This is a genomic window from Enterococcus sp. AZ120 (assembly GCF_050546165.1).
Lineage (GTDB): Bacteria > Bacillota > Bacilli > Lactobacillales > Enterococcaceae > Enterococcus > Enterococcus faecalis.
Window position 1 is genome coordinate 607,602 of sequence record NZ_CP172950.1, and the last position, 19,474, is coordinate 627,075.

19 protein-coding genes are annotated in these 19,474 nt (G+C 37.3%); 17 read left to right on the plus strand and 2 right to left on the minus strand.

Annotated elements, in window-relative coordinates; all coding sequences use genetic code 11:
- The first annotated feature begins 2 nt into the window (after positions 1-2).
- From dagF to cshA, 7 genes are all read left to right on the plus strand, one after another.
- A complete protein-coding gene (gene dagF, locus IGJ46_RS02960; RefSeq protein WP_002361094.1) occupies positions 3-746 on the plus strand; it encodes a 2-dehydro-3-deoxy-phosphogluconate aldolase in 744 nt (247 codons plus the stop codon).
- A 9-nt stretch (positions 747-755) separates the two neighbouring features.
- On the plus strand, positions 756-1,766 hold the full coding sequence (locus IGJ46_RS02965; RefSeq protein ID WP_002358787.1) for a sugar kinase: 1,011 nt from the start codon (positions 756-758) through the stop codon (positions 1,764-1,766).
- Positions 1,767-1,859: 93 nt separating this feature from the next.
- Positions 1,860-2,888, plus strand: coding sequence for a hypothetical protein (locus tag IGJ46_RS02970; protein WP_002363239.1), 1,029 nt, complete (start codon positions 1,860-1,862; stop codon positions 2,886-2,888).
- Positions 2,885-3,331: a YaiI/YqxD family protein gene (locus tag IGJ46_RS02975; protein ID WP_002361319.1), complete on the plus strand. Its 447-nt coding sequence runs from the start codon at positions 2,885-2,887 to the stop codon at positions 3,329-3,331. Before IGJ46_RS02970 ends, IGJ46_RS02975 begins: the two co-directional genes overlap by 4 nt.
- A gap of 140 nt (positions 3,332-3,471) precedes the next feature.
- Positions 3,472-4,542: a D-alanine--D-alanine ligase gene (locus IGJ46_RS02980; protein ID WP_002355721.1), complete on the plus strand. Its 1,071-nt coding sequence runs from the start codon at positions 3,472-3,474 to the stop codon at positions 4,540-4,542.
- Between the two features lie 78 nt (positions 4,543-4,620).
- Positions 4,621-5,994 carry a UDP-N-acetylmuramoyl-tripeptide--D-alanyl-D-alanine ligase gene (locus tag IGJ46_RS02985; protein ID WP_002355722.1) on the plus strand — a complete coding sequence of 458 codons (1,374 nt, stop codon included), beginning with the start codon at positions 4,621-4,623 and terminating at the stop codon, positions 5,992-5,994.
- A 302-nt stretch (positions 5,995-6,296) separates the two neighbouring features.
- Positions 6,297-7,844 carry a degradosome RNA helicase CshA gene (cshA, locus tag IGJ46_RS02990; RefSeq protein ID WP_002355724.1) on the plus strand — a complete coding sequence of 516 codons (1,548 nt, stop codon included), beginning with the start codon at positions 6,297-6,299 and terminating at the stop codon, positions 7,842-7,844.
- A gap of 60 nt (positions 7,845-7,904) precedes the next feature.
- Here cshA and IGJ46_RS02995 read toward each other — a convergent pair whose 3' ends face one another.
- Positions 7,905-8,171, minus strand: a complete 267-nt coding sequence (locus IGJ46_RS02995) for a hypothetical protein (RefSeq protein WP_002401537.1) — start codon at positions 8,169-8,171, stop codon at positions 7,905-7,907.
- A gap of 303 nt (positions 8,172-8,474) precedes the next feature.
- On the opposite strand from IGJ46_RS02995, the gene acpS reads away from it, so the two are divergent.
- The 7 genes from acpS to lepB all read left to right on the plus strand — a co-directional run bounded on the left by acpS (position 8,475) and on the right by lepB (position 13,815).
- On the plus strand, positions 8,475-8,828 hold the full coding sequence (acpS, locus tag IGJ46_RS03000) for a holo-ACP synthase (protein WP_002355727.1): 354 nt from the start codon (positions 8,475-8,477) through the stop codon (positions 8,826-8,828).
- A gap of 29 nt (positions 8,829-8,857) precedes the next feature.
- On the plus strand, positions 8,858-9,973 hold the full coding sequence (gene alr / locus IGJ46_RS03005; protein WP_002355728.1) for an alanine racemase: 1,116 nt from the start codon (positions 8,858-8,860) through the stop codon (positions 9,971-9,973).
- Between the two features lie 15 nt (positions 9,974-9,988).
- Positions 9,989-10,366 carry a type II toxin-antitoxin system PemK/MazF family toxin gene (locus IGJ46_RS03010; protein WP_002355729.1) on the plus strand — a complete coding sequence of 126 codons (378 nt, stop codon included), beginning with the start codon at positions 9,989-9,991 and terminating at the stop codon, positions 10,364-10,366.
- A 319-nt stretch (positions 10,367-10,685) separates the two neighbouring features.
- Complete coding sequence (locus IGJ46_RS03015) at positions 10,686-11,381, plus strand: hypothetical protein (protein WP_218391449.1); 696 nt, start codon at positions 10,686-10,688, stop codon at positions 11,379-11,381.
- Positions 11,382-11,405: 24 nt separating this feature from the next.
- Complete coding sequence (locus IGJ46_RS03020; protein WP_218391450.1) at positions 11,406-12,701, plus strand: hypothetical protein; 1,296 nt, start codon at positions 11,406-11,408, stop codon at positions 12,699-12,701.
- On the plus strand, positions 12,682-13,008 hold the full coding sequence (locus IGJ46_RS03025; protein WP_002364740.1) for a hypothetical protein: 327 nt from the start codon (positions 12,682-12,684) through the stop codon (positions 13,006-13,008). Before IGJ46_RS03020 ends, IGJ46_RS03025 begins: the two co-directional genes overlap by 20 nt.
- Before the next feature lie 57 nt (positions 13,009-13,065).
- Positions 13,066-13,815 carry a signal peptidase I gene (gene lepB / locus IGJ46_RS03030; RefSeq protein WP_002385011.1) on the plus strand — a complete coding sequence of 250 codons (750 nt, stop codon included), beginning with the start codon at positions 13,066-13,068 and terminating at the stop codon, positions 13,813-13,815.
- Between the two features lie 54 nt (positions 13,816-13,869).
- Here the strand turns inward: lepB and IGJ46_RS03035 are convergent, their stop codons facing one another.
- Complete coding sequence (locus IGJ46_RS03035) at positions 13,870-15,348, minus strand: helix-turn-helix domain-containing protein (RefSeq protein ID WP_218391452.1); 1,479 nt, start codon at positions 15,346-15,348, stop codon at positions 13,870-13,872.
- Between the two features lie 173 nt (positions 15,349-15,521).
- On the opposite strand from IGJ46_RS03035, the gene IGJ46_RS03040 reads away from it, so the two are divergent.
- The 3 genes from IGJ46_RS03040 to IGJ46_RS03050 all read left to right on the plus strand — a co-directional run bounded on the left by IGJ46_RS03040 (position 15,522) and on the right by IGJ46_RS03050 (position 19,409).
- Entirely contained in the window at positions 15,522-16,274 is a 753-nt protein-coding gene (locus tag IGJ46_RS03040; RefSeq protein ID WP_002355736.1) for a tyrosine-protein phosphatase, read from the plus strand.
- A 78-nt stretch (positions 16,275-16,352) separates the two neighbouring features.
- A complete protein-coding gene (locus IGJ46_RS03045) occupies positions 16,353-16,583 on the plus strand; it encodes a hypothetical protein (protein ID WP_002355737.1) in 231 nt (76 codons plus the stop codon).
- Positions 16,584-16,703: 120 nt separating this feature from the next.
- Complete coding sequence (locus tag IGJ46_RS03050) at positions 16,704-19,409, plus strand: YhgE/Pip domain-containing protein (RefSeq protein WP_218391453.1); 2,706 nt, start codon at positions 16,704-16,706, stop codon at positions 19,407-19,409.
- The last annotated feature ends 65 nt before the right edge of the window (positions 19,410-19,474 follow it).

Below are 19,474 nucleotides of genomic sequence, written 5' to 3' on the forward strand. Positions count from 1 at the left end.
TCATGTCATTAAAACCTAATTATTTAGAAGAACGCATTTGTTTAAACGTCTTAGCCAATTCAGTAGAAAATGCCCAAGCCTGTTATGAAGCAGCAGAAGGGCATGTTGTGTTAGGCGTCCTTTCAAAAAACTATGAAACCGATGAAGCAGCCATTGACGATATGAAAAAATACCAAGCAGCAACCAACAACGCTTTATCTGTCGGCTTAGGGGCTGGCGATCCTAATCAAAGTCAAATGGTGGCTCGCTTATCAGAAGTTCTACAACCGCAACACGTGAACCAAGTCTTCACAGGTGTCGGCGCTTCGCGGGCCTTACTTCGTCAAGACGAAACAGTGATTAATGGCTTGGTTTCACCCACAGGCAAAGTTGGCTATGTCAACATTGCGACAGGTCCGTTAAGCTCGGGTGCGCCAGCGGCAGAAGTACCTATCGAAACTGCCATCAAATTGTTGAAAGACATGGGGGGCAGTTCCATTAAATATTTCCCGATGAAAGGCTTGGCTCACAAAGAAGAATACCAAGCAGTAGCAGCAGCTTGTGCCAAGTATGACTTTTATTTAGAGCCAACAGGGGGCATTGATTTAGAAAACTTTGAAGAAATTGTTCAAATTGCGGTGGATGCCGGCGTTAAAAAAATCATTCCTCATGTCTACAGCTCAATTATCGATCAAGAAACAGGGGACACTAGAACAGAAGACGTGAAAACGTTACTAACCATGATGAAAAACACATTGAATAAGTAGGTGGCAAAGATGAAAATTGCTGCGTTTGGTGAAGTCATGCTTCGTTTCACTCCGCCAGAGTATCTAATGTTAGAACAAACAGAGCAGTTAAGAATGAACTTTGTAGGGACTGGCGTAAATCTCTTAGCAAATTTGGCTCATTTTCAACTAGAAACAGCATTGATTACGAAATTACCTGCCAATCGTCTTGGTGAAGCTGGCAAAGCAGCGCTAAGGAAGTTAGGAATTTCAGATCAATGGGTAGGAGAAAAGGGCGATCATATTGGTAGTTTTTTTGCAGAAATGGGTTATGGAATCCGCCCCACACAAGTAACTTATCAAAATCGCCATCAGAGTGCTTTTGGCATCAGCGAGGCGAAGGACTACGATTTTGAGGCCTTTTTAGCGGAAGTAGATATGGTGCATATTTGTGGTATTTCGTTAAGTTTAACTGAAAAAACTCGTGATGCTGCTTTGATACTTGCTCAAAAGGCGCATGCCTGTCAAAAGAAAGTTTGTTTTGACTTTAATTATCGACCTAGTTTGAATACAGCAAATAGCGCACTCTTTATGCGTCAACAGTACGAACGCATTTTACCTTATTGTGATATTGTTTTTGGCAGTCGACGTGATTTGGTCGAGCTATTGGGTTTCATTCCGCGAGAAGATTTAGAAGGTGAGGCACAAGAAACTGAACTGATTCAGCGTTTCATGTCTCAATACAATTTGGAATGGTTTGCTGGGACAACGAGAAGTCATTCCCAAAATCAAAACTACTTAAGTGGGTATTTATATACCCAAAATGAGTACCAACAGAGTGAAAAAAGACCGCTTCTTAATCTTGATCGAATTGGTGCTGGTGATGCTTATGCGGCGGGGATTTTATATGGTTATAGCCAAAATTGGTCGTTAGAAAAGGCAGTTACCTTTGCCACAGTCAATGGGGTCCTTGCACATACGATTCAAGGAGATATTCCTTTGACAACGGTTAAACAAGTGAATCACGTTCTTGAGCATCCGAATCTTGATTTAATTCGTTAAAGAAGAAAACCAGAAGAAAAGTCGTGTGTGGCTTTTCTTCTGGTCTTTTTTTCATTATAATTAAAAGAAACAGATTGCAAAGGAGGCAGCAGGATGAGTGTTGCACATCTTTTAACAGTTTTAGAAAATGATGAATTTATTGAACGGATTCAAAAACGACCAGAAGCGTTCATTGGAACGACTGGCTTAGTCGGCTTAGAGAATTTACTTGTTCAGACAATTAACGGTTTATTAGAGTTTTTCATTGAAAAGAATCAAGGGAAAATTGCTATACAGTTATCGCGTCAACAAATCTCTTTTCAGGTATCTTCCACACGACCACTTGTTTTTGAACAAAAGCAAGTCGATTTAGAACCACCTTTTCTGTATTTATCTGTTTTACAAGCCTTCTCAAAACAAGTAGGAATCAGTATCGATCAAGAAAAACAGCGGACTATTTTTATTTACCATCAAGGGCAATTGAAAAAACGATTATTATTACCTATTGAAGAAACCCAGGAACGAATTGAAGTCTTGTTTTGGCCAGATACGCAAATTTTTGGTACAGAATCGCTTTCTTATATGCGTGTTTTACAACAATGTCAACAGATTGCCATGTTGAATCCAGGCTTAAAGATTCTCTTAACACAAGAAGAGGAACAAAAAAATCTTTGTTATTACCCTAAAGGTTTAAGTAATTATTTATTTGAAAAAGATAACCCATTAACTAGAAAAGCCGCACCGATTATTCAAGCCAAGCAAACAGAATTGGCCCTTGTTCAATTTATTTTGAGTAAAAATCATGCACCGCAAGTGCAAAAAACATTTGTTAATGGGCATTATCCTAGTCTTGGTGGAACCCACTATGAGGGTTTTCTTGATGGCGTAGTGGCCGCCTTTAATCAATTTTTAGAGGAGCAACATTATTCATTATCTGTGACAGCAGATAGTTTTTTAGCAGAATTTGATTTTGTTTTAGCCATTACGATACCAAAGCCCCGCTACACTGATGCAACGAAAACCATTTTAAGAAATACAGAGTTATATGAAGTGGTTAAAGAAGTCGTTTTTGACGAATTACAACACTACTTTCAACGTCATCCCAAATGGTTAGAGCAAGGAAGAATCGAGGGAAATGAATGAAAATTTTTGTCGATGGCGATGGTTCACCTGTGAAAGAGACGGTTATTGAAGTCGCTGTAGAGAAAGCTTTGGATGTGGTGATTGTTACTAGTGTAGATCATTATTCCTTAAAAGATTATCCAGAAAATGTCTCTTTTGTGTATGTTGATAAAGGAGCGGATGCTGCTGATTTTAAAATTGTGCAGTTAATAAAAAAAGGGGATCTTTTAATTACACAAGATTATGGCTTAGCTTCCTTGGTTTTGCCAAAGGGAGTGTCAGTTTTACATCAACTAGGTTATCAATATACGAAAGAAAATATTGATGGCTTGTTAGAACAACGCTATTTTAGTGGCCAAATTCGGCGAAAAGGTGGCCGAACGAAAGGACCTAAACCTTTTACAGACCAAGATAGAATAACGTTTAAACAAGCCCTTATTGAGCTGGTGGAACGGAGTCTTTAGCAAGGAAAAGGCAAGCAAAGAATTTAGCCTTCACTAAATTTGCTTCTATTATGAAACTGGGTTTTATGCTAAAATAAGTAAGGATAATTTGAAAAATAATTTTTTCTAAAAGACAGGAAAGAAACTAGGAGGACAAGCATTTGAAGATTATTTTGTTGTATGGCGGCAGAAGTGAAGAGCACGATGTGTCTGTTTTGTCTGCATATTCCGTTTTAAATGCAATCTATTATAAATATTATCAAGTACAGTTAGTCTTTATTAGTAAAGACGGTCAATGGGTAAAAGGCCCTCTCTTATCTGAACGACCACAAAATAAAGAAGTTTTACATTTAACTTGGGCACAAACACCTGAAGAAACAGGCGAATTTTCAGGAAAACGAATCAGTCCTTCGGAAATTTATGAAGAAGAAGCGATTGTTTTCCCTGTTTTACATGGGCCAAATGGTGAAGATGGAACAATTCAAGGATTCATGGAAACCATTAATATGCCTTATGTAGGCGCGGGTGTCTTAGCTAGTGCTAACGCAATGGACAAAATCATGACGAAATATCTTTTACAAACTGTTGGCATTCCACAAGTACCATTCGTGCCAGTTTTAAGAAGTGACTGGAAAGGAAATCCAAAAGAAGTCTTTGAAAAATGTGAAGGTTCTTTAATTTATCCGGTCTTTGTTAAACCTGCCAATATGGGTTCTAGTGTCGGAATTAGCAAAGCGGAAAATCGTGAAGAATTGCAAGAAGCATTGGAAGAAGCTTTCCGTTATGATGCCCGAGCAATTGTTGAACAAGGGATTGAAGCACGTGAAATTGAAGTAGCCATTTTAGGAAATGAAGATGTCCGTACGACTTTACCTGGTGAAGTGGTGAAAGATGTCGCTTTCTATGATTATGATGCAAAATACATCAATAACACGATTGAAATGCAAATCCCAGCGCATGTTCCAGAAGAAGTAGCTCATCAAGCGCAAGAATACGCTAAAAAAGCGTATATTATGTTAGATGGAAGTGGCTTAAGTCGCTGTGATTTCTTCTTAACAAGCAAAAACGAATTATTCCTTAATGAATTGAACACCATGCCTGGTTTTACTGACTTTAGTATGTATCCTTTACTATGGGAAAATATGGGCTTGAAATACAGTGATTTAATTGAGGAACTGATTCAGTTAGCTTTGAATCGTTTTAAACAACGCCAAGAATTTTATAATAACTAAGAAGAAAAAATCACACAAGACTGGGACATGACAAGACTTTGGCATGTCCCAGTCCCTGTGTCAGAGGAGCAAAACATAATGAAATTAACCTTCTGGGAAGTAGCGCAAGCGGTTGAAGCCAGTAATGATTGGCAACAATGGCCTGATTTTCCTTTAACAGGCATTGAATTTGATAGTCGTAAAATTGTGAAAGGAAATCTCTTTGTTCCTTTACAAGGTGAAAATGATGGTCATCGTTTTATTGAGAGTGCCATGGCTAATGGCTGTCAGGCCGCTTTTTGGGGACAGGATTTAGTCGATGCACCGCAACAATTGCCTGTTTTGCATGTTACTGATCCACTGGTTGCTATGCAAAAATTAGCTACCTATTATTTAAATAAAATGCAACCGAATGTCATCGCTGTGACTGGTAGTAATGGAAAAACCACCACTAAAGATTTAATTGCTGCTGTGTTATCTGAAAAGTTTGTGACTTACAAAACGCAAGGCAATTACAATAATCAAATTGGCTTACCCTATACTATTTTACACATGCCTGATGAAACAGAAAAACTGATTTTAGAAATGGGCATGGATCATGCTCAGGAAATTTCTTTCCTTTCCAATCTGGCTCAGCCAGAAGTTGCCGCCATCACAATGATTGGCGAAGCCCATGTGGAAAATTTAGGCTCACGAGCAGGCATTGCACAAGCAAAAATGGAAATCGTAGATGGTTTAGCCAAAGACGGTAGTTTATTTGTGCCAAGCGATGAACCTTTGCTAGAACCATTGGTGGAAAAAGTCACGCAACAAGTGATTACTTTTGGTTTTAGCCAGGAAAGTCAACTTCAAGGAATCGTCACAAATGAAGCCAAAGAGCAAACCTCATTCAAAATCAGTGATACACAAATGACGTTTACGATTCCAGTGCCAGGAACCTATAATGTCACCAATGCATTAATCGCAATTGGCATTGGTCGTTATTTCCAATTAACGGATAGTGAGATTCAAAAAGGGTTGGCTACAGCGGAACTAACAAAGAATCGGACAGAATGGCTGAAAGCAGCGAATGGTGCCGAAATTTTAAGTGACGTGTACAATGCCAATCCGACAGCTATGGGTCTTGTTCTGGACAGTTTTAGCAAAATGTCCAAAGTAGGAAAACGAATTGCTGTTTTAGGAGACATGCTAGAATTAGGTCCTGATTCTGCTGCCATGCATCAAGCAATGGCGCAGCATTTAGCCCCAGATGCGATTGAAGAAGTCTTTTTATATGGTTCTGAAATGGCTTATTTAGCTGATAAATTGCAAGAAACCTATGCACCAGCTAACATTCATTCTTTTAAAAAAGAAGAAAAAAATGAGTTGATTGAAGCTGTCAAAAAAGTTTTACAGCCAGAAGATATGGTGGTTTTAAAGGGAAGTAACGGGATGGGACTTCGTGAAGTCATCGATGCACTTTTGGAAAAGTAAATAAGTTTCATAAAACTTGCTGAAAATAGGATTCTATGATAGAATGACCTATTGCCGGAAGATGACGAGAAAAATTGAATCGTAGTAAATAAAATAGATCTATTTCTATGTTTAATAATAAATGTGAAGCTGAACGACCACGTTTGGCTTTTCTAATGCCATAAGGTGAATTTTTCGGTGAAATCAGGAAAGAAGAAATAGTTGGCACACTATAATGGATTTCTTTTTAACAACTGAAAGTGAAGACACCTGAAACTAGGAAGAAATCGTTCTTTCCGAAACAAAATCTAGGAGGATATCATTTGAAATTTAAAGAACTTGGTTTAGCGCCAGAATTATTATCAGCGGTAGAACGCGCAGGCTTCGAGGAAGCAACCCCTATTCAATCAGAAACAATTCCGTTAGCGTTAGCAGGAAAAGACGTAATCGGACAAGCACAAACAGGAACAGGGAAAACCGCTGCTTTTGGCTTACCAATGCTTAACAAAATTGACGCAGACAACCGCGTTATTCAAGGATTAGTCATTGCACCAACCCGTGAGTTGGCTATCCAAACACAAGAAGAGTTATTCCGTTTAGGCCGCGATAAAAAGATTCGCGTCCAAGCCGTTTACGGTGGGGCTGATATCGGTCGCCAAATCCGTGGACTAAAAGATCGTCCACATATCGTTGTAGGTACACCAGGACGTTTACTAGACCATATTAATCGTCGTACCTTGAAATTAGAAACTGTTGAAACATTAGTTTTAGACGAAGCAGATGAAATGTTAAACATGGGCTTCTTGGAAGACATTGAAAAAATCATCTCACAAGTGCCAGAACAACGTCAAACACTTCTATTTTCAGCAACTATGCCGCCAGCAATCAAGAATATTGGCGTGAAATTCATGAAACAACCAGAACATGTGAAGATTAAAGCCAAAGAAATGACGGCTGATTTAATTGATCAATATTATGTACGTTCAAAAGACTTTGAAAAATTTGACATTATGACACGTTTACTAGACGTGCAAACCCCAGAATTGACCATTGTCTTTGGTCGGACAAAACGCCGTGTTGATGAACTTGCCCGCGGGTTAGAAGCGCGTGGTTACAAAGCAGAAGGCATCCATGGCGACCTATCACAACAAAAACGGATGAGCGTTTTACGTTCATTCAAAAATGGTAACTTAGATATCTTAGTGGCAACAGATGTAGCAGCACGTGGGTTAGATATTTCAGGTGTCACCCATGTCTATAACTACGATATTCCACAAGATCCAGAAAGTTATGTTCACCGTATTGGTCGGACAGGTCGTGCTGGTAAAGGTGGTATGTCTGTGACGTTTGTAACACCAAACGAAATGGGTTACTTACATGTCATCGAAAACCTAACGAAAAAACGGATGACACCATTACGTCCACCAACCGAAAAAGAAGCATTTAAAGGACAATTAAGTGCAGCTGTTGAAACCATCGAAAGTGATCTAGAAGAAAATGGTTTAGACAAATATCTAGAATCTGCTGAAGCGTTATTAGAAAAATATTCAGCGACAGACTTAGCTGCGTTATTATTAAAAACAGTAGCGAAAGATCCAGCAGATGCGGTTCCTGTAAAAATTACCCCAGAACGACCATTGCCTTCAAATAAAAAAGGCTTTAACAAAAATGGCCGTGGTGGTGGCGGTGGGAACAACCGTAATCGCAACCGTGGTGGCAATGGTAAAGGTGGCAGCTATCGTGGCAACAAAAACCATAAAGATGGCGACCGTAATTACAAAAATAGCGACCGCAAAAATAAAGATCAACGTGGCGGCAAACGTCATAACGATAAAAAACGTGGTTTCGTCATTCGAGAAAACGCCAAATAATCAAAAGAGCGAGTGTTCCGTCTATGAACGGAACACTCGCTCTTTTTTGGTAGATAATCGTTAAATAGAAAAACTTAAAAAAAGTAAAAAAGGCATCAAAATGATATAGAAAAAGAAAAACGCCAAAATTATCCAAGTTTTCAACGGGGAAGTTAGATTGAAGAGTTTCATTTTTTGTTGTAGCAAATGAATGGTTATAATCCAAACCAGTTGCAAGAGAAAAAATAGGCTGGGATTTTTTAAGAAGATTGGAAATATGTAGAGCAACAAAGTAAAAATAAATAGGGCGCAACGAAGTAACTTTTTTTGCCGAGAAGTTAAAGTCATACGTTTTTCTCCTTTTTCTTTTTATTCTCCCATAAGTAGCCAAAATTTTCTATAAAAAATCAGAACATCCACTTAGTTTTCTGATTTTTTTCCGATGCTTCTTAGTTGTTATCTTACTTTTATAAAAATTCAGAAAAATTTTATAAAAATATAAATAGGAAGAAAACGTATGGTACTTCAATTTGTGTGAGATCTTGTAAAACATTCTTTATTTTTTTAGCGAATCAGTGGAAAAATTTTGAAATTTTGTTAAAATGAAAGGTAATTCGGAGTAACTATATTAAATAGGAAGTAAGGCGGAAAATGATAAAGGGAATTGGTATTGACGCAGTAGAATTAAGTCGGATAAAACCGATTGTTGAAAAACAAGGATCATTTATTCAACGGGTTTTAACACCTAACGAATTGACCCTTTTTGAAAAGTTATCTACAAAACGTCAAATAGAATTTTTAGCTGGTCGTTTTGCTTGTAAAGAAGCGTTCTCTAAAGCATGGGGCACAGGGATTGGTAAAGTTGGTTTACAAGATATTGAGGTGCTGACTGAAAAAACAGGTGCACCATACGTAGCAAACTCGCCCCATAATGGTAAAGTGTTTGTCTCGATTACGCACACAGATACTATGGCGATTGCACAAATTGTTTTAGAAAGCGAATAATAGAAGCAACGAAGAAAGAAGGATGTACAATGGTCGTTGGATGGCATCGTCCTACACGGTTACATATCGATACGCAAGCAATTACTGAAAATGTCCAAAAGGAATGTCAACGTTTGCCAGAAGGAACCGCTTTATTTGCGGTTGTAAAAGCGAACGGCTATGGGCATGGCGCCGTAGAATCCGCCAAAGCGGCGAAAAAAGGTGGCGCGACAGGTTTTTGTGTCGCCTTATTGGATGAAGCAATTGAATTGAGAGAAGCAGGTGTTCAGGACCCCATTTTAATTTTGAGTGTGGTAGACTTAGCTTATGTGCCTTTGTTGATTCAATATGATTTGTCTGTAACGGTAGCTACACAAGAATGGTTAGAAGCTGCTCTTCAACAACTAACGCCTGAGAGTAACACGCCATTACGTGTTCACTTAAAAGTCGATACTGGCATGGGACGGATTGGCTTTTTAACCCCGGAAGAGACTAAGCAAGCAGTGCGGTTTGTTCAATCCCACAAAGAATTTTTATGGGAAGGGATTTTTACTCATTTTTCAACAGCTGATGAAATCGATACAAGCTATTTTGAAAAACAAGCAGGGCGTTTTAAGGCTGTTCTAGCAGTTTTAGAAGAGTTACCACGGTATGTCCATGTTAGCAATAGTGCGACAGCGTTATGGCATCCTGATGTGCCAGGAAACATGATTCGCTATGGAGTAGCCATGTATGGATTGAACCCTTCAGGTAATAAGCTGGCCCCAAGCTATGCGTTAAAGCCGGCCTTACGGTTGACCAGTGAACTTATCCATGTAAAACGCTTAGCGGCTGGTGAAGGGATTGGCTATGGCGAAACCTACGTAACTGAAGCTGAAGAATGGATTGGGACAGTGCCAATCGGCTATGCAGATGGCTGGTTGCGTCATCTCCAAGGATTTACAGTGCTCGTGAATGGTAAGCGTTGCGAAATCGTCGGACGAGTGTGTATGGATCAATGTATGATTCGTTTAGCAGAAGAAGTTCCTGTCGGCTCAGTCGTTACATTAGTTGGAAAAGATGGCAATGAAGAAAATACGTTACAAATGGTAGCCGAAAAATTAGAAACCATTCATTATGAAGTTGCATGTACTTTCTCACAAAGAATCCCCAGAGAATATAACTAGATAGGAGGTTCCACTATGGTCAAACGCGGAGATATTTATTTTGCAGACCTTTCCCCAGTAGTGGGCTCGGAACAAGGTGGCGTCAGACCTGTCCTTGTTGTCCAAAATAACTTAGGTAATCATTTTAGTCCAACGATTATCGTTGCGGCGATCACAGCCAAAATGGCAAAGCCAAAATTGCCAACACATATCGGGATTAATTCTGATGAAACGGGCATTGAAAAAGATTCAGTGATTCTTTTAGAGCAGATTCGAACAATCGATAAGGGTCGCTTGAAAGAAAAAGTTTGTCATTTGAGACTTGATATTATGGAAGAAGTTGATCGTGCCTTAGGCATCAGTGTTGGACTTAGTAGCGATTCAGCCCCAGCAAAAGCAAATTCAGCTACATAAAGAACGATAGCTACTATGAAATCAACAAAGACTAATTGGATTTTTTTAAAAGCGACTGATCTAGTTCGGTTCGCTAAACATAGTTTGAGTAAAAGCGAGAGAGATGGCCAAGTGGCATCTCTCTTTTTTTTGTTTTATATTTTAAAAATTAAAATATAAATATAAAATATAAAATTTTATCATTGTATTTTAAATAAAGTTGTTGGCAAGGCTCAAACGGAATGTTACAATCAATACTATATAGAGTTTTTAAAGAGCGTAACAGGTGATTTTACAAGTTTTGATTGTCGAGCGATGACATAAAGGAGATTATATTTGTATGATGATTGTTGTACTTTTAATGAGTAGTTGCTTATTTTTATTTGTAAGCTATCAATTGTATTTGCGATTACTTGTCGAAAAACTGGATTCAGAGGACCGGACATTAAAGAGGAAAATAAATTTCTATAAGTATCAGAAAAATAGTCGTTTAATGATTTATTTATTGTTTAGTGTTTGCCTACTTAGCGTATTATTGTTAGGAATTGTTTATACATATTATCAATTAAATCAACGAAATATCCGCATGGAACAGCGGATCGAGCGTTTGGCACAAGGCCAAGCTGCTCAAGGTGACAAAATAAAAAAACAAGCGATTAAAAAAACAGCCTTAAATCAGTTTCCCTGGAAGCAAGCTGTTTCGGCAGAATCGGCCGCTGTCTTGACTAATTATGAATTACAATTAGCGCGTGAATGGCGTCCTTACTTCGGAGAGACGAGTATCACAATAATTAGAAGTGAAAAAACACAAACCTTGACACTGTCTGTTTTTTCAGTTGGCTTAAGTTACCATGAATTTCAAACAGGCCAAGACAATATTGTAGCACTTATTGCAGCGTTGAATTCAGTTAAAGAAATTACCATGATTGATTTTAATTTTACTTATCGAGATCAAGAGCAAACCCTTGTCAAATCCATTGATACGTATGCTCGTGAGACGTTGGAAACAAATTTGGAGCCTGTCGTGATTAGTTAAAAGGACGAGAGAAAGGACATATAGATGACAAAAAGACGTTTAATCAAAAAAATTAAAGATATTTCGGATGATACGCTTGAAAAAGAAGTCTTTTTTCAGCCAGGATTCGAACCAGAAAAAATAATTAGCGGAATCAAACCAGAACAACAGGAAAAAGAAATGGCGACGTTAAGAGAAAGGCTCGCCTACTATCAGAAAAAAGAAACAGCCTTTAAAAAACTTCAAGAAGAAAATGAGCAATTAAAGAACCAACAAGAAACGGAAAAACAAGCATTAGAAGAAAAAAATCAGTCATTACTTGAAATACTAAATCAAAAGGAACATGAAATTTTTGAATTGGAAGAGCAACTGGAAACGAACAGTGAAACCACGACAGAGGCTACCACTCTTCAAACAAATCTGCAAAATGCAGAAAAACAATTAACCACTGTACATAATCAAATGGAACGTTTAGAAAGTGAATTAACGCAGCAAGTGGCAGAATTAGAAAAAGAATCGGCTGAACAGCAACAACATATCCAGACATTACACAACCAGTTAGCAGAAGAAAAAGGAAAGTTGGAGAAAAAAGGAGATATTACAGGAATGGAAAAGCAAGTAGAAACGTTAACGACAGAATTAGAAGAAAGCACAACGACTCAACAAGCATTGCAGGAACAAATTGAAAAACTAACTGTACAATTACAAAAAGTAGAAGCCGAAAAACAAACCTTACAAGAGGCTGCCCAACAAGAAGTGATTGTGAAACAACGCATGGAGGAGTTAAAGAATGAGCTTCAAAATAGTTTACAGCAAAAAAATGAAGCAGAAGTAAAACTAGGTCGACTACAAGGTGTCAATGACAAACATCTTGCTGAAAAGCAAGTTTACGAAGGAGAATTAGCTGCTCTAAGAAAAGAAGTAGAGGCCAAAGAAGACAATTTAGAACAAGTTCAAAAAGAATTGAAGACACTACAAGCCGTTTCAAAAAATATTGAACCGAGTAGTGAGCAGTTAACAGAACTGCTACGCGCAAAACAGCAAATTAACGATTTATTAATGAAAAATCAGCAATTACAAGAAGAGGCTTTAAAATCGCAACAAGAAATTGGCGAAGTGATGGTTTCTGCCAAAAAAGAAGCCAATCGGATTGTTAATGAAGCGAAAGTAGAAGCAAAACATCTAATCAATTCTGCAGAATTAGAAATGTTAAATATTGGTAACCGAGCGAAAAGTATTTCGAATGAAGTCGAAGCATCAAAAGTAGAAGTACTTGAGATTTATCGCGAATTAAAGGAACGCTTAACTAAACTGACACGTCTTGAACAAGATAACTATTAATAAAATGGTCAGTAAAAAGTTAACGGGAGCAAGGAAACTACATTGTCTTGGGGTCCTTTTTTTAGCTGTTACATTAAGTAGCTCCGCAGAAAGATTACAGGCTGCTGCTGTCTCAAAGGAAGAGCAGTCGCTAAGGCAACCGCTTATCAGGAAAAACATAGTAACAGAGAAGAGCGAATATCTTGTAGAAGCAAATCAAAGTATTTGGGAGCTGGCACAAGATGCGCAGAAACCATTGAATCAGTTTATGAAGGAAAACCAGTTACGTAGTAGTTATATAAAAAAAGGAACGCAATTAGTTAAATAGAAAAAAGGAGCAAGAAAGGAAAAGTTTATTTAAGAAGCTTTTCCTTTTAAGAAAACGATGGAAGAATGGATAAAGCCCGTTATGCGAACAATTCGCCACATTAAGCGCGCCTTCTTGAAGCAAAAGTTGCCTGCGACATATCAGCTAAAAAAGCAAAAGGCTAACACAGCAATGGAATATTTGCTTGAGCAAACAGATAACCATCAATCAATAAGAGGACCGAAAAGAAAAATGACCGCTGAAGAGATTAAAAAAAAGCGGCAAGCCTACCAAAAGAAACAACGCGTCCAAGTCGTTAAATTTTTTATGCCAGCTATTCTTTTCGCCATTTTTGTGTTCTTTTTTGTGTTAAAGACATCTAGCTACCCAATTGCTGGGCAATCCATGAAGCCGACACTTAACGCAGGGGAACGAGTCTTAGTACAACGGACGAAGCAAGTAGCAAGGTACGATGTGATTGCATTTAAAGCACCGCTAGCTAGCAAAGGTACGTACGTCAAGCGAATCATCGGGGTTCCTGGTGATCGAATTTGGGTAAACGAGGGAAAACTTTATCTTTCAGAAGAACCTATAGCAAGCGATAATGAGGCACTGCCTGAGAATGCCAGTCGTTTTGACTTATCAGAAGAAGCGGCAGCCCAACTTCGCCTGTTTCAGAAGATTCCAGCTGGTCATTACTTTGTCTTAGGGGACAATCGTACGCATTCAAGTGATAGTCGTACGTTCGGCTTTGTCGAGATACAAGCGATTGAAGGAATCGTGGTATTTAAAATGGCGCCGTTTAAGGAAATAGGGAAAGTAAAATAAAAAGCTTAAGTCAGCCATCTGAGAGTAGGGCACTTAAGCTTTTTTTATTAGAGATTATTTGCCCAATAACAATTGAACGATTTTTTCAATTGATTGTAGGTCGTAACGATTACTAATATCCGAAAAAATATAGTAATGGTCATACTGGGCAACGAGCTGTTCATTATTGGTATTCATTAAAAGCAAATCATAATGGTTTTCTGCGTTGTAAGGCTCAATTTTCAGCGGATATTTTCCAGCGATACTCTGTTGTATTTTTTGTGCTACCAACTCGCTATAAGCACTGCTCAGTGAGTGATAAACACCAATCGTTATTTTTTTTTCATTTAATTCAGCAATGTGATTCAAAATAAGTGTATAATTAATTTCAGTAAATTGATTTTGGTACTTAGAAGCAGTGGCTTTTGTGGCAAAGTTCGTTGTAGCGATCTCCACTAATTCGTAAACTTCACTTTCGCTAAAAGGATGACGTAAGACTTTCAAAAGTGACTGAATTGTCCAATAATCAAAGGGTAAAATAAATCCTGAAAAATAATAGAGTTGCGCATGTAATTGGAAAAGTAAATTTTCAATATAAAGTAGCCGAATAGGCAGCACGTAATGGGATAAATAACCACGTGCTTTAAGGTACGTTAAAATGACCCGGTTCATTTCGTTAAGATACGTTTTTTCAATTCGTTGTTGTTTTGCTAAACGAAAGGCGAAAGCAGCATTCGCAGAATAATTATGCATGGAACAAAAAAAGTCATAAAACATATAGGCTTCGTTGATTGTATATGGACGGTCGATTCTTTTCATATATGTATGTATAGATAAATTAATTTCTTCAAATAAAGGTCGATCGAGTTGGACATCATGTGGACTAATCGTTGGCAGGGGTTCTAAAACCATGCGACGAAAAGAAATTTTCATCCAAAGTTTAATTTGGAGAATTTCTGTATGGTCAAAGGTAATTCTGGGGATTTCTTGTAATATCTCGATTAATCCTAGGTATTGATTGGCCAGTTCTTTTTCTAAATCTGTTTTTTCTTCAAAGATAAACCAGAAAAAATTAAAAAAGAAAAAGCGAATTTGTTTTTCTTCGCCGACAAGTTTTCCTCGTTTGATACGTAAATTAAACTCATTGAGTAAGTCATTTAATTCAACAATTTTTCGATAATAGGTAGCAGAGCTAATGGCATAATTCTGTTGGAAATACCCGCCATTTATTTCATTTTTATGGAAGAGTTGCTGGACCATGTGAAACTTAATAGATTTATCTAAGAACAACATGATCATTGCTTTCATGGAAAAGGTAGGCGCTTTATTTAGATATAGAGTGTCACCTAATACAGTTAAGGTGAGGTTTTCTTGAAGTTGCTCTTCTTTCAAAAATTGCTCTAAAAAAGAAAGATATTCATTCAATGTTGGTAAACTAATATTGAAAAAATCTACTAATTCATTTCGTGTCGCTCGGCCTTTATTATTATATAGGAACAATAAAATATCATTCATATAATCATAAGGCTTTTCTAAAAAATCTCGTTTTAGCATCGTTACTCACCTCTCTTTTAAGAATACTGTATCTATGATAAAATGGCAATAAACAACTGATAAAAAGATTGTTTTTTGAGGTGTTTTTTATTATCGTTGAGAAAAAGAAATAAAAAGAAAAAACAAAGTATTTAAATGATAACAAAATAATTAAAATGAAGGAGCGATAGAACATGAACAGCGTGGTGAACTTTAGAGATATTGGAGGATTTCCAACGCAACAAGGCACAGTTGTCAAGACAGGGCATTTTTTTCGGAGTGGTGAACTCGTCAATGTTGCACAAGCGGATCAACAGAAACTGGTAGAGGACTATCAAATTAAACGAATCTATGATTTTAGAAGTGCAGCGGAAACGCAAGAACGACCAGATGATTCAATTCAAGGAACCAACTATCTACATATAGATATTTTGGCCGATATTCAGGCGCAGACTGCTTCATTAGAAGGAATGCTTAAAACGGTTGGTTCACCCGATGAAGCAATGGACATGGCTTATAAAGAAATGGTTCTTTCCAATTCGGGGCGCAAAGGTTACCAAACATTTTTTGAAAACTTTTTAAGTTATCCACAGGAAGCTATTTTATTTCATTGTTTCGCAGGAAAAGATCGAACAGGAATCGGCGCAGCCTTGATATTAAGTGCTTTAGGTGTGGAACATTCTTATATTTTAGAAGATTATTTAAAGACGAACGAGCAAAGAAAAACCGCTAACGAGCAAATTATTGCGCAATATCAAGCAAATGGAACGCCTCCAGCAGAAATTCAACAATTAGAAACGCTGCTTTATGTGAAAAAAGAGTACTTAGCGACCGCTTTACAGGCGATTGAAAAAGAATTTGGTTCGGTAGAGGGCTATTTAAAAGAGGGACTCGGCTTACCTTTATCCGCCAAAAAAGACATGCTAAGTCTGTACACAAAATCATAGATCCTAAAAAAAGGACTATCCTTTCTAAAAAAGAAGTTTTATAATAGAAAAGAATCCGTTTGTAAGGAGGGATAGGGAATGAAAGAAGGACAAGAACAATTCTTAACGTTCATACTAGATCGAACAAAAGAAGATAAAAAAGAAAAAATGCAAGCGCTACTTGCAGAAATGTTTGAACGCCAACAAACAGGCAAATTAGATAAAATGTACTTGATGACAAAAGCACCAAAACTTTTGGCTTATTTAAAACCAGAAGCCATTGATGAAGTTAAACAAGTCGTTTCGGAATTTTCTAAAAATATGAAATAAACAAACTTAGCTTGAACTTACGACATTTTAAAAATGTGTCGTAACATTCAAGCTTTTGTTTGTTATTCTCTTGTATTTTATGCTAAAGTTATTCAGGCACAAAAAAAAGCAGGTGATTTTATGAAACATATAAAAAATACATGGGAACTATTTATTTTAGATTGGAAAAGAATTTTTAAAAACCCAGTAGCAACATTTTTGATTGTTGCCTTAATGATTATTCCATCATTATATGCATGGTTTAACATTAAAGCACTATGGGATCCGTATTCAAATACAGGAGAGTTACCAATAGCGGTCTATAGTGATGACCAAACAGCAACTTTTCAAGATAAATCGGTCAATATTGGTGATGAAGTCTTGAAAAACTTGAAGAAAAACAAGCAATTAGGTTGGCGTTTTGTTGATTCGAAAAAGGAATTAGACAAAGGAGTCCAATCAGGAAAATATTTTGCCGGGATTTATTTACCTAAAGATTTTTCCAAGGATTTGCTAAGTTTTACTTCTGGTGATATCAATAAACCTAAAATTGAATACTCAATTAACGAAAAAATTAATGCAATTGCACCGAAAATTACGTCAAAAGGCGCTTCTTCCATTCAGTCACAAATTTCGGAAGAATTCATTAAAACGGCAAGTAGTACGTTAATCAAAACATTCAATGATATTGGCTATGATATTGATAAAAACATGGTCAGTATTCAAAAAGTTAAGAGCATGATTTTAGATACAGATGCCAACATTGGAACCATTGATACGTATGCAAAACAAGTCACAGACTTACATGGTAAGATGCCTGAGCTAAAAGAAAAATTAGCGAAAGCCAACGATGCGATGAAATATTTACCTGAAGTTGATGCTTTAGGAGAGAAGATTGTTGAGCTAAATGGCAAAATGCCAAGCATCAAAGAACAAGCTAGTGTTATTTTGACGTTACAAGAAAAAATTCCAGAAATTCAAAACGCTGGCCGACAAATTGCTATGATTGATGAAGACTTTGCTTCTGTGGAACAAACAATGAGCGAAGGAATCCAAGAAGCAAAACAAGGATTAGAAATCATTCAACAAGTCCAAATGGCGTTACCAGATATTCGTAAACTAGGTGATCAAGCCAATGATTTAGGGAATGTCACATTAGATGGCGCTAATAAATTGCAAGAGGCGTTACCAAGCATTACGAATAGCGTTGAAGTGACTTTGAAATCTATCCAGCAAGTTGCTACAACAACAACTTCTGTAGTCGCGACTATTCGTCAAGCGTTAGATGATGGACAGTTAACGCCAGAAGAAAAACAACATATTAATGAAGTAGTACAAGATTTCACAACTAATATCCAACGGCAACAGCAAGCAATTAACGACATTATTGCGTTTATGAAACAACTCCAAGAAAATGCTGGTAATCATGACTTAGATGGTGCGATTGCTCAATTAAGCCATGTAAATGATTTATTAACAGATTTTAGCAATCGCTTGAATCAATTAAATGCTTTAGTCCAAGCGGGTGATATCTCTGGAGTACAAAATTATTTAAATGAGATTGACGAAATGGCAACTAATATTTCTAGTATTGTGGGCAGTGTTGATGTAAACGGAATTAGTAATACCGTTTCAACCATTTTAAACAAACTAACTAGTACCATCCAAAACGCTCAAGGTCAACTAAACAAAGCGCAACAAATTGACTTTGAAGGATTATTGAGCTCAACAAGTCAAACGGTCACTAATGCGATTTCTTTATTAGAAAAATATCAAGCCGAAATGCCGGCAATTAAACAAGAAATTCATGATGCGAATACGATGTTGAATGGCAATATGGAAACCATTGTCAATGGCATTAACCGTGGTGCTGATTTGTACAAAAACGATTTACCAGTCATTCAAGACAAAGTCAGCAAAGCGGCAGCCTTTATGCAAAATGACTATCCAGGTATCCGAAAAGATTTAACGAATACCTTGAAAACAGTCAATGAGAAAATGCCAGATGTTGAAGCGGCCTTAGACAAAGCCAACGAACTAATTATTAATGATTGGCCAAATATCAAAACAGGATTACACAAAGCAGCGAATGCAATCCGTAAAGGTGAAAAAGAAGTTGATTTAGGCGAAATTCTTAAATTACTAAAATTAGATGCCAATAAAGAAAGTGACTTCTTTACACAACCAGTTGAAGTCAAAGAACATGCTGTTTATCCGATTGCTAATAATGGTTCGGCAAGTACCCCATTCTATACAGCTTTGTGTTTATGGGTTGGCGCTGTGTTATTCTCAAGTGTTGCGACAACAGATGTTTATCTTGAAGGAAAAGATAAAAAACGCTTTTCTAAACGGGAACAATTTTCAGCACGGATGTTTACCTTCATTGTCATGGGGATTGGTCAAGCACTGATTGTAACCTTAGGTAATTACTTTGCGTTAGGCGTTGATGTTCGTAATCCAGCGTATAGCGTCTGGTTTGCGGTATTGATTGCCATTACGTTTATGATAATGGTTTATGTGCTTGTTGCTCTCTTTGGCAATGTAGGGAAAGGAATTGCGATAATAATCTTGGTACTATCCATCTCTGGTGGGGGTGGGAACTACCCAATTCAAGTCTCAGGTAAATTCTTCCAAATGATTAATCCGTTCTTGCCGTTTACGCATGCCGTGAACTTGCTAAGGGAATCAGCAGGAGGCATTTACTGGCCAAATGCTTGGTTTGCAATTTGGATTATGGTGGGGATTTCAGTCGTCTTTAGTATTGGCGGTGCAATTCTTTATCCACATCTGGAACACAGATCGAAAAAATTTGCGGCTTTAGCACAAAAGAGCCATTTATTCCATTAAAAAACAAAAAGCTGAAAACGTCTCTAGCGTTTTCGGCTTTTTGTTTTTCTTTATTTTCAAGGCAA

Coding starts and splice junctions, on each gene's coding strand:
- IGJ46_RS03035 (WP_218391452.1), bottom strand. CDS start 15,348: ATGCTAAAACGAGATTTTTTAGAAAAGCCTTATGATTATATGAATGAT.
- acpS (WP_002355727.1), top strand. CDS start 8,475: ATGATAAAGGGAATTGGTATTGACGCAGTAGAATTAAGTCGGATAAAA.
- alr (WP_002355728.1), top strand. CDS start 8,858: ATGGTCGTTGGATGGCATCGTCCTACACGGTTACATATCGATACGCAA.
- lepB (WP_002385011.1), top strand. CDS start 13,066: ATGGAAGAATGGATAAAGCCCGTTATGCGAACAATTCGCCACATTAAG.
- IGJ46_RS02985 (WP_002355722.1), top strand. CDS start 4,621: ATGAAATTAACCTTCTGGGAAGTAGCGCAAGCGGTTGAAGCCAGTAAT.
- IGJ46_RS02995 (WP_002401537.1), bottom strand. CDS start 8,171: ATGACTTTAACTTCTCGGCAAAAAAAGTTACTTCGTTGCGCCCTATTT.
- dagF (WP_002361094.1), top strand. CDS start 3: ATGTCATTAAAACCTAATTATTTAGAAGAACGCATTTGTTTAAACGTC.
- IGJ46_RS03020 (WP_218391450.1), top strand. CDS start 11,406: ATGACAAAAAGACGTTTAATCAAAAAAATTAAAGATATTTCGGATGAT.
- IGJ46_RS02975 (WP_002361319.1), top strand. CDS start 2,885: ATGAAAATTTTTGTCGATGGCGATGGTTCACCTGTGAAAGAGACGGTT.
- IGJ46_RS02970 (WP_002363239.1), top strand. CDS start 1,860: ATGAGTGTTGCACATCTTTTAACAGTTTTAGAAAATGATGAATTTATT.
- IGJ46_RS03015 (WP_218391449.1), top strand. CDS start 10,686: ATGATGATTGTTGTACTTTTAATGAGTAGTTGCTTATTTTTATTTGTA.
- IGJ46_RS03010 (WP_002355729.1), top strand. CDS start 9,989: ATGGTCAAACGCGGAGATATTTATTTTGCAGACCTTTCCCCAGTAGTG.
- IGJ46_RS03050 (WP_218391453.1), top strand. CDS start 16,704: ATGAAACATATAAAAAATACATGGGAACTATTTATTTTAGATTGGAAA.
- IGJ46_RS03040 (WP_002355736.1), top strand. CDS start 15,522: ATGAACAGCGTGGTGAACTTTAGAGATATTGGAGGATTTCCAACGCAA.
- IGJ46_RS02965 (WP_002358787.1), top strand. CDS start 756: ATGAAAATTGCTGCGTTTGGTGAAGTCATGCTTCGTTTCACTCCGCCA.
- IGJ46_RS03045 (WP_002355737.1), top strand. CDS start 16,353: ATGAAAGAAGGACAAGAACAATTCTTAACGTTCATACTAGATCGAACA.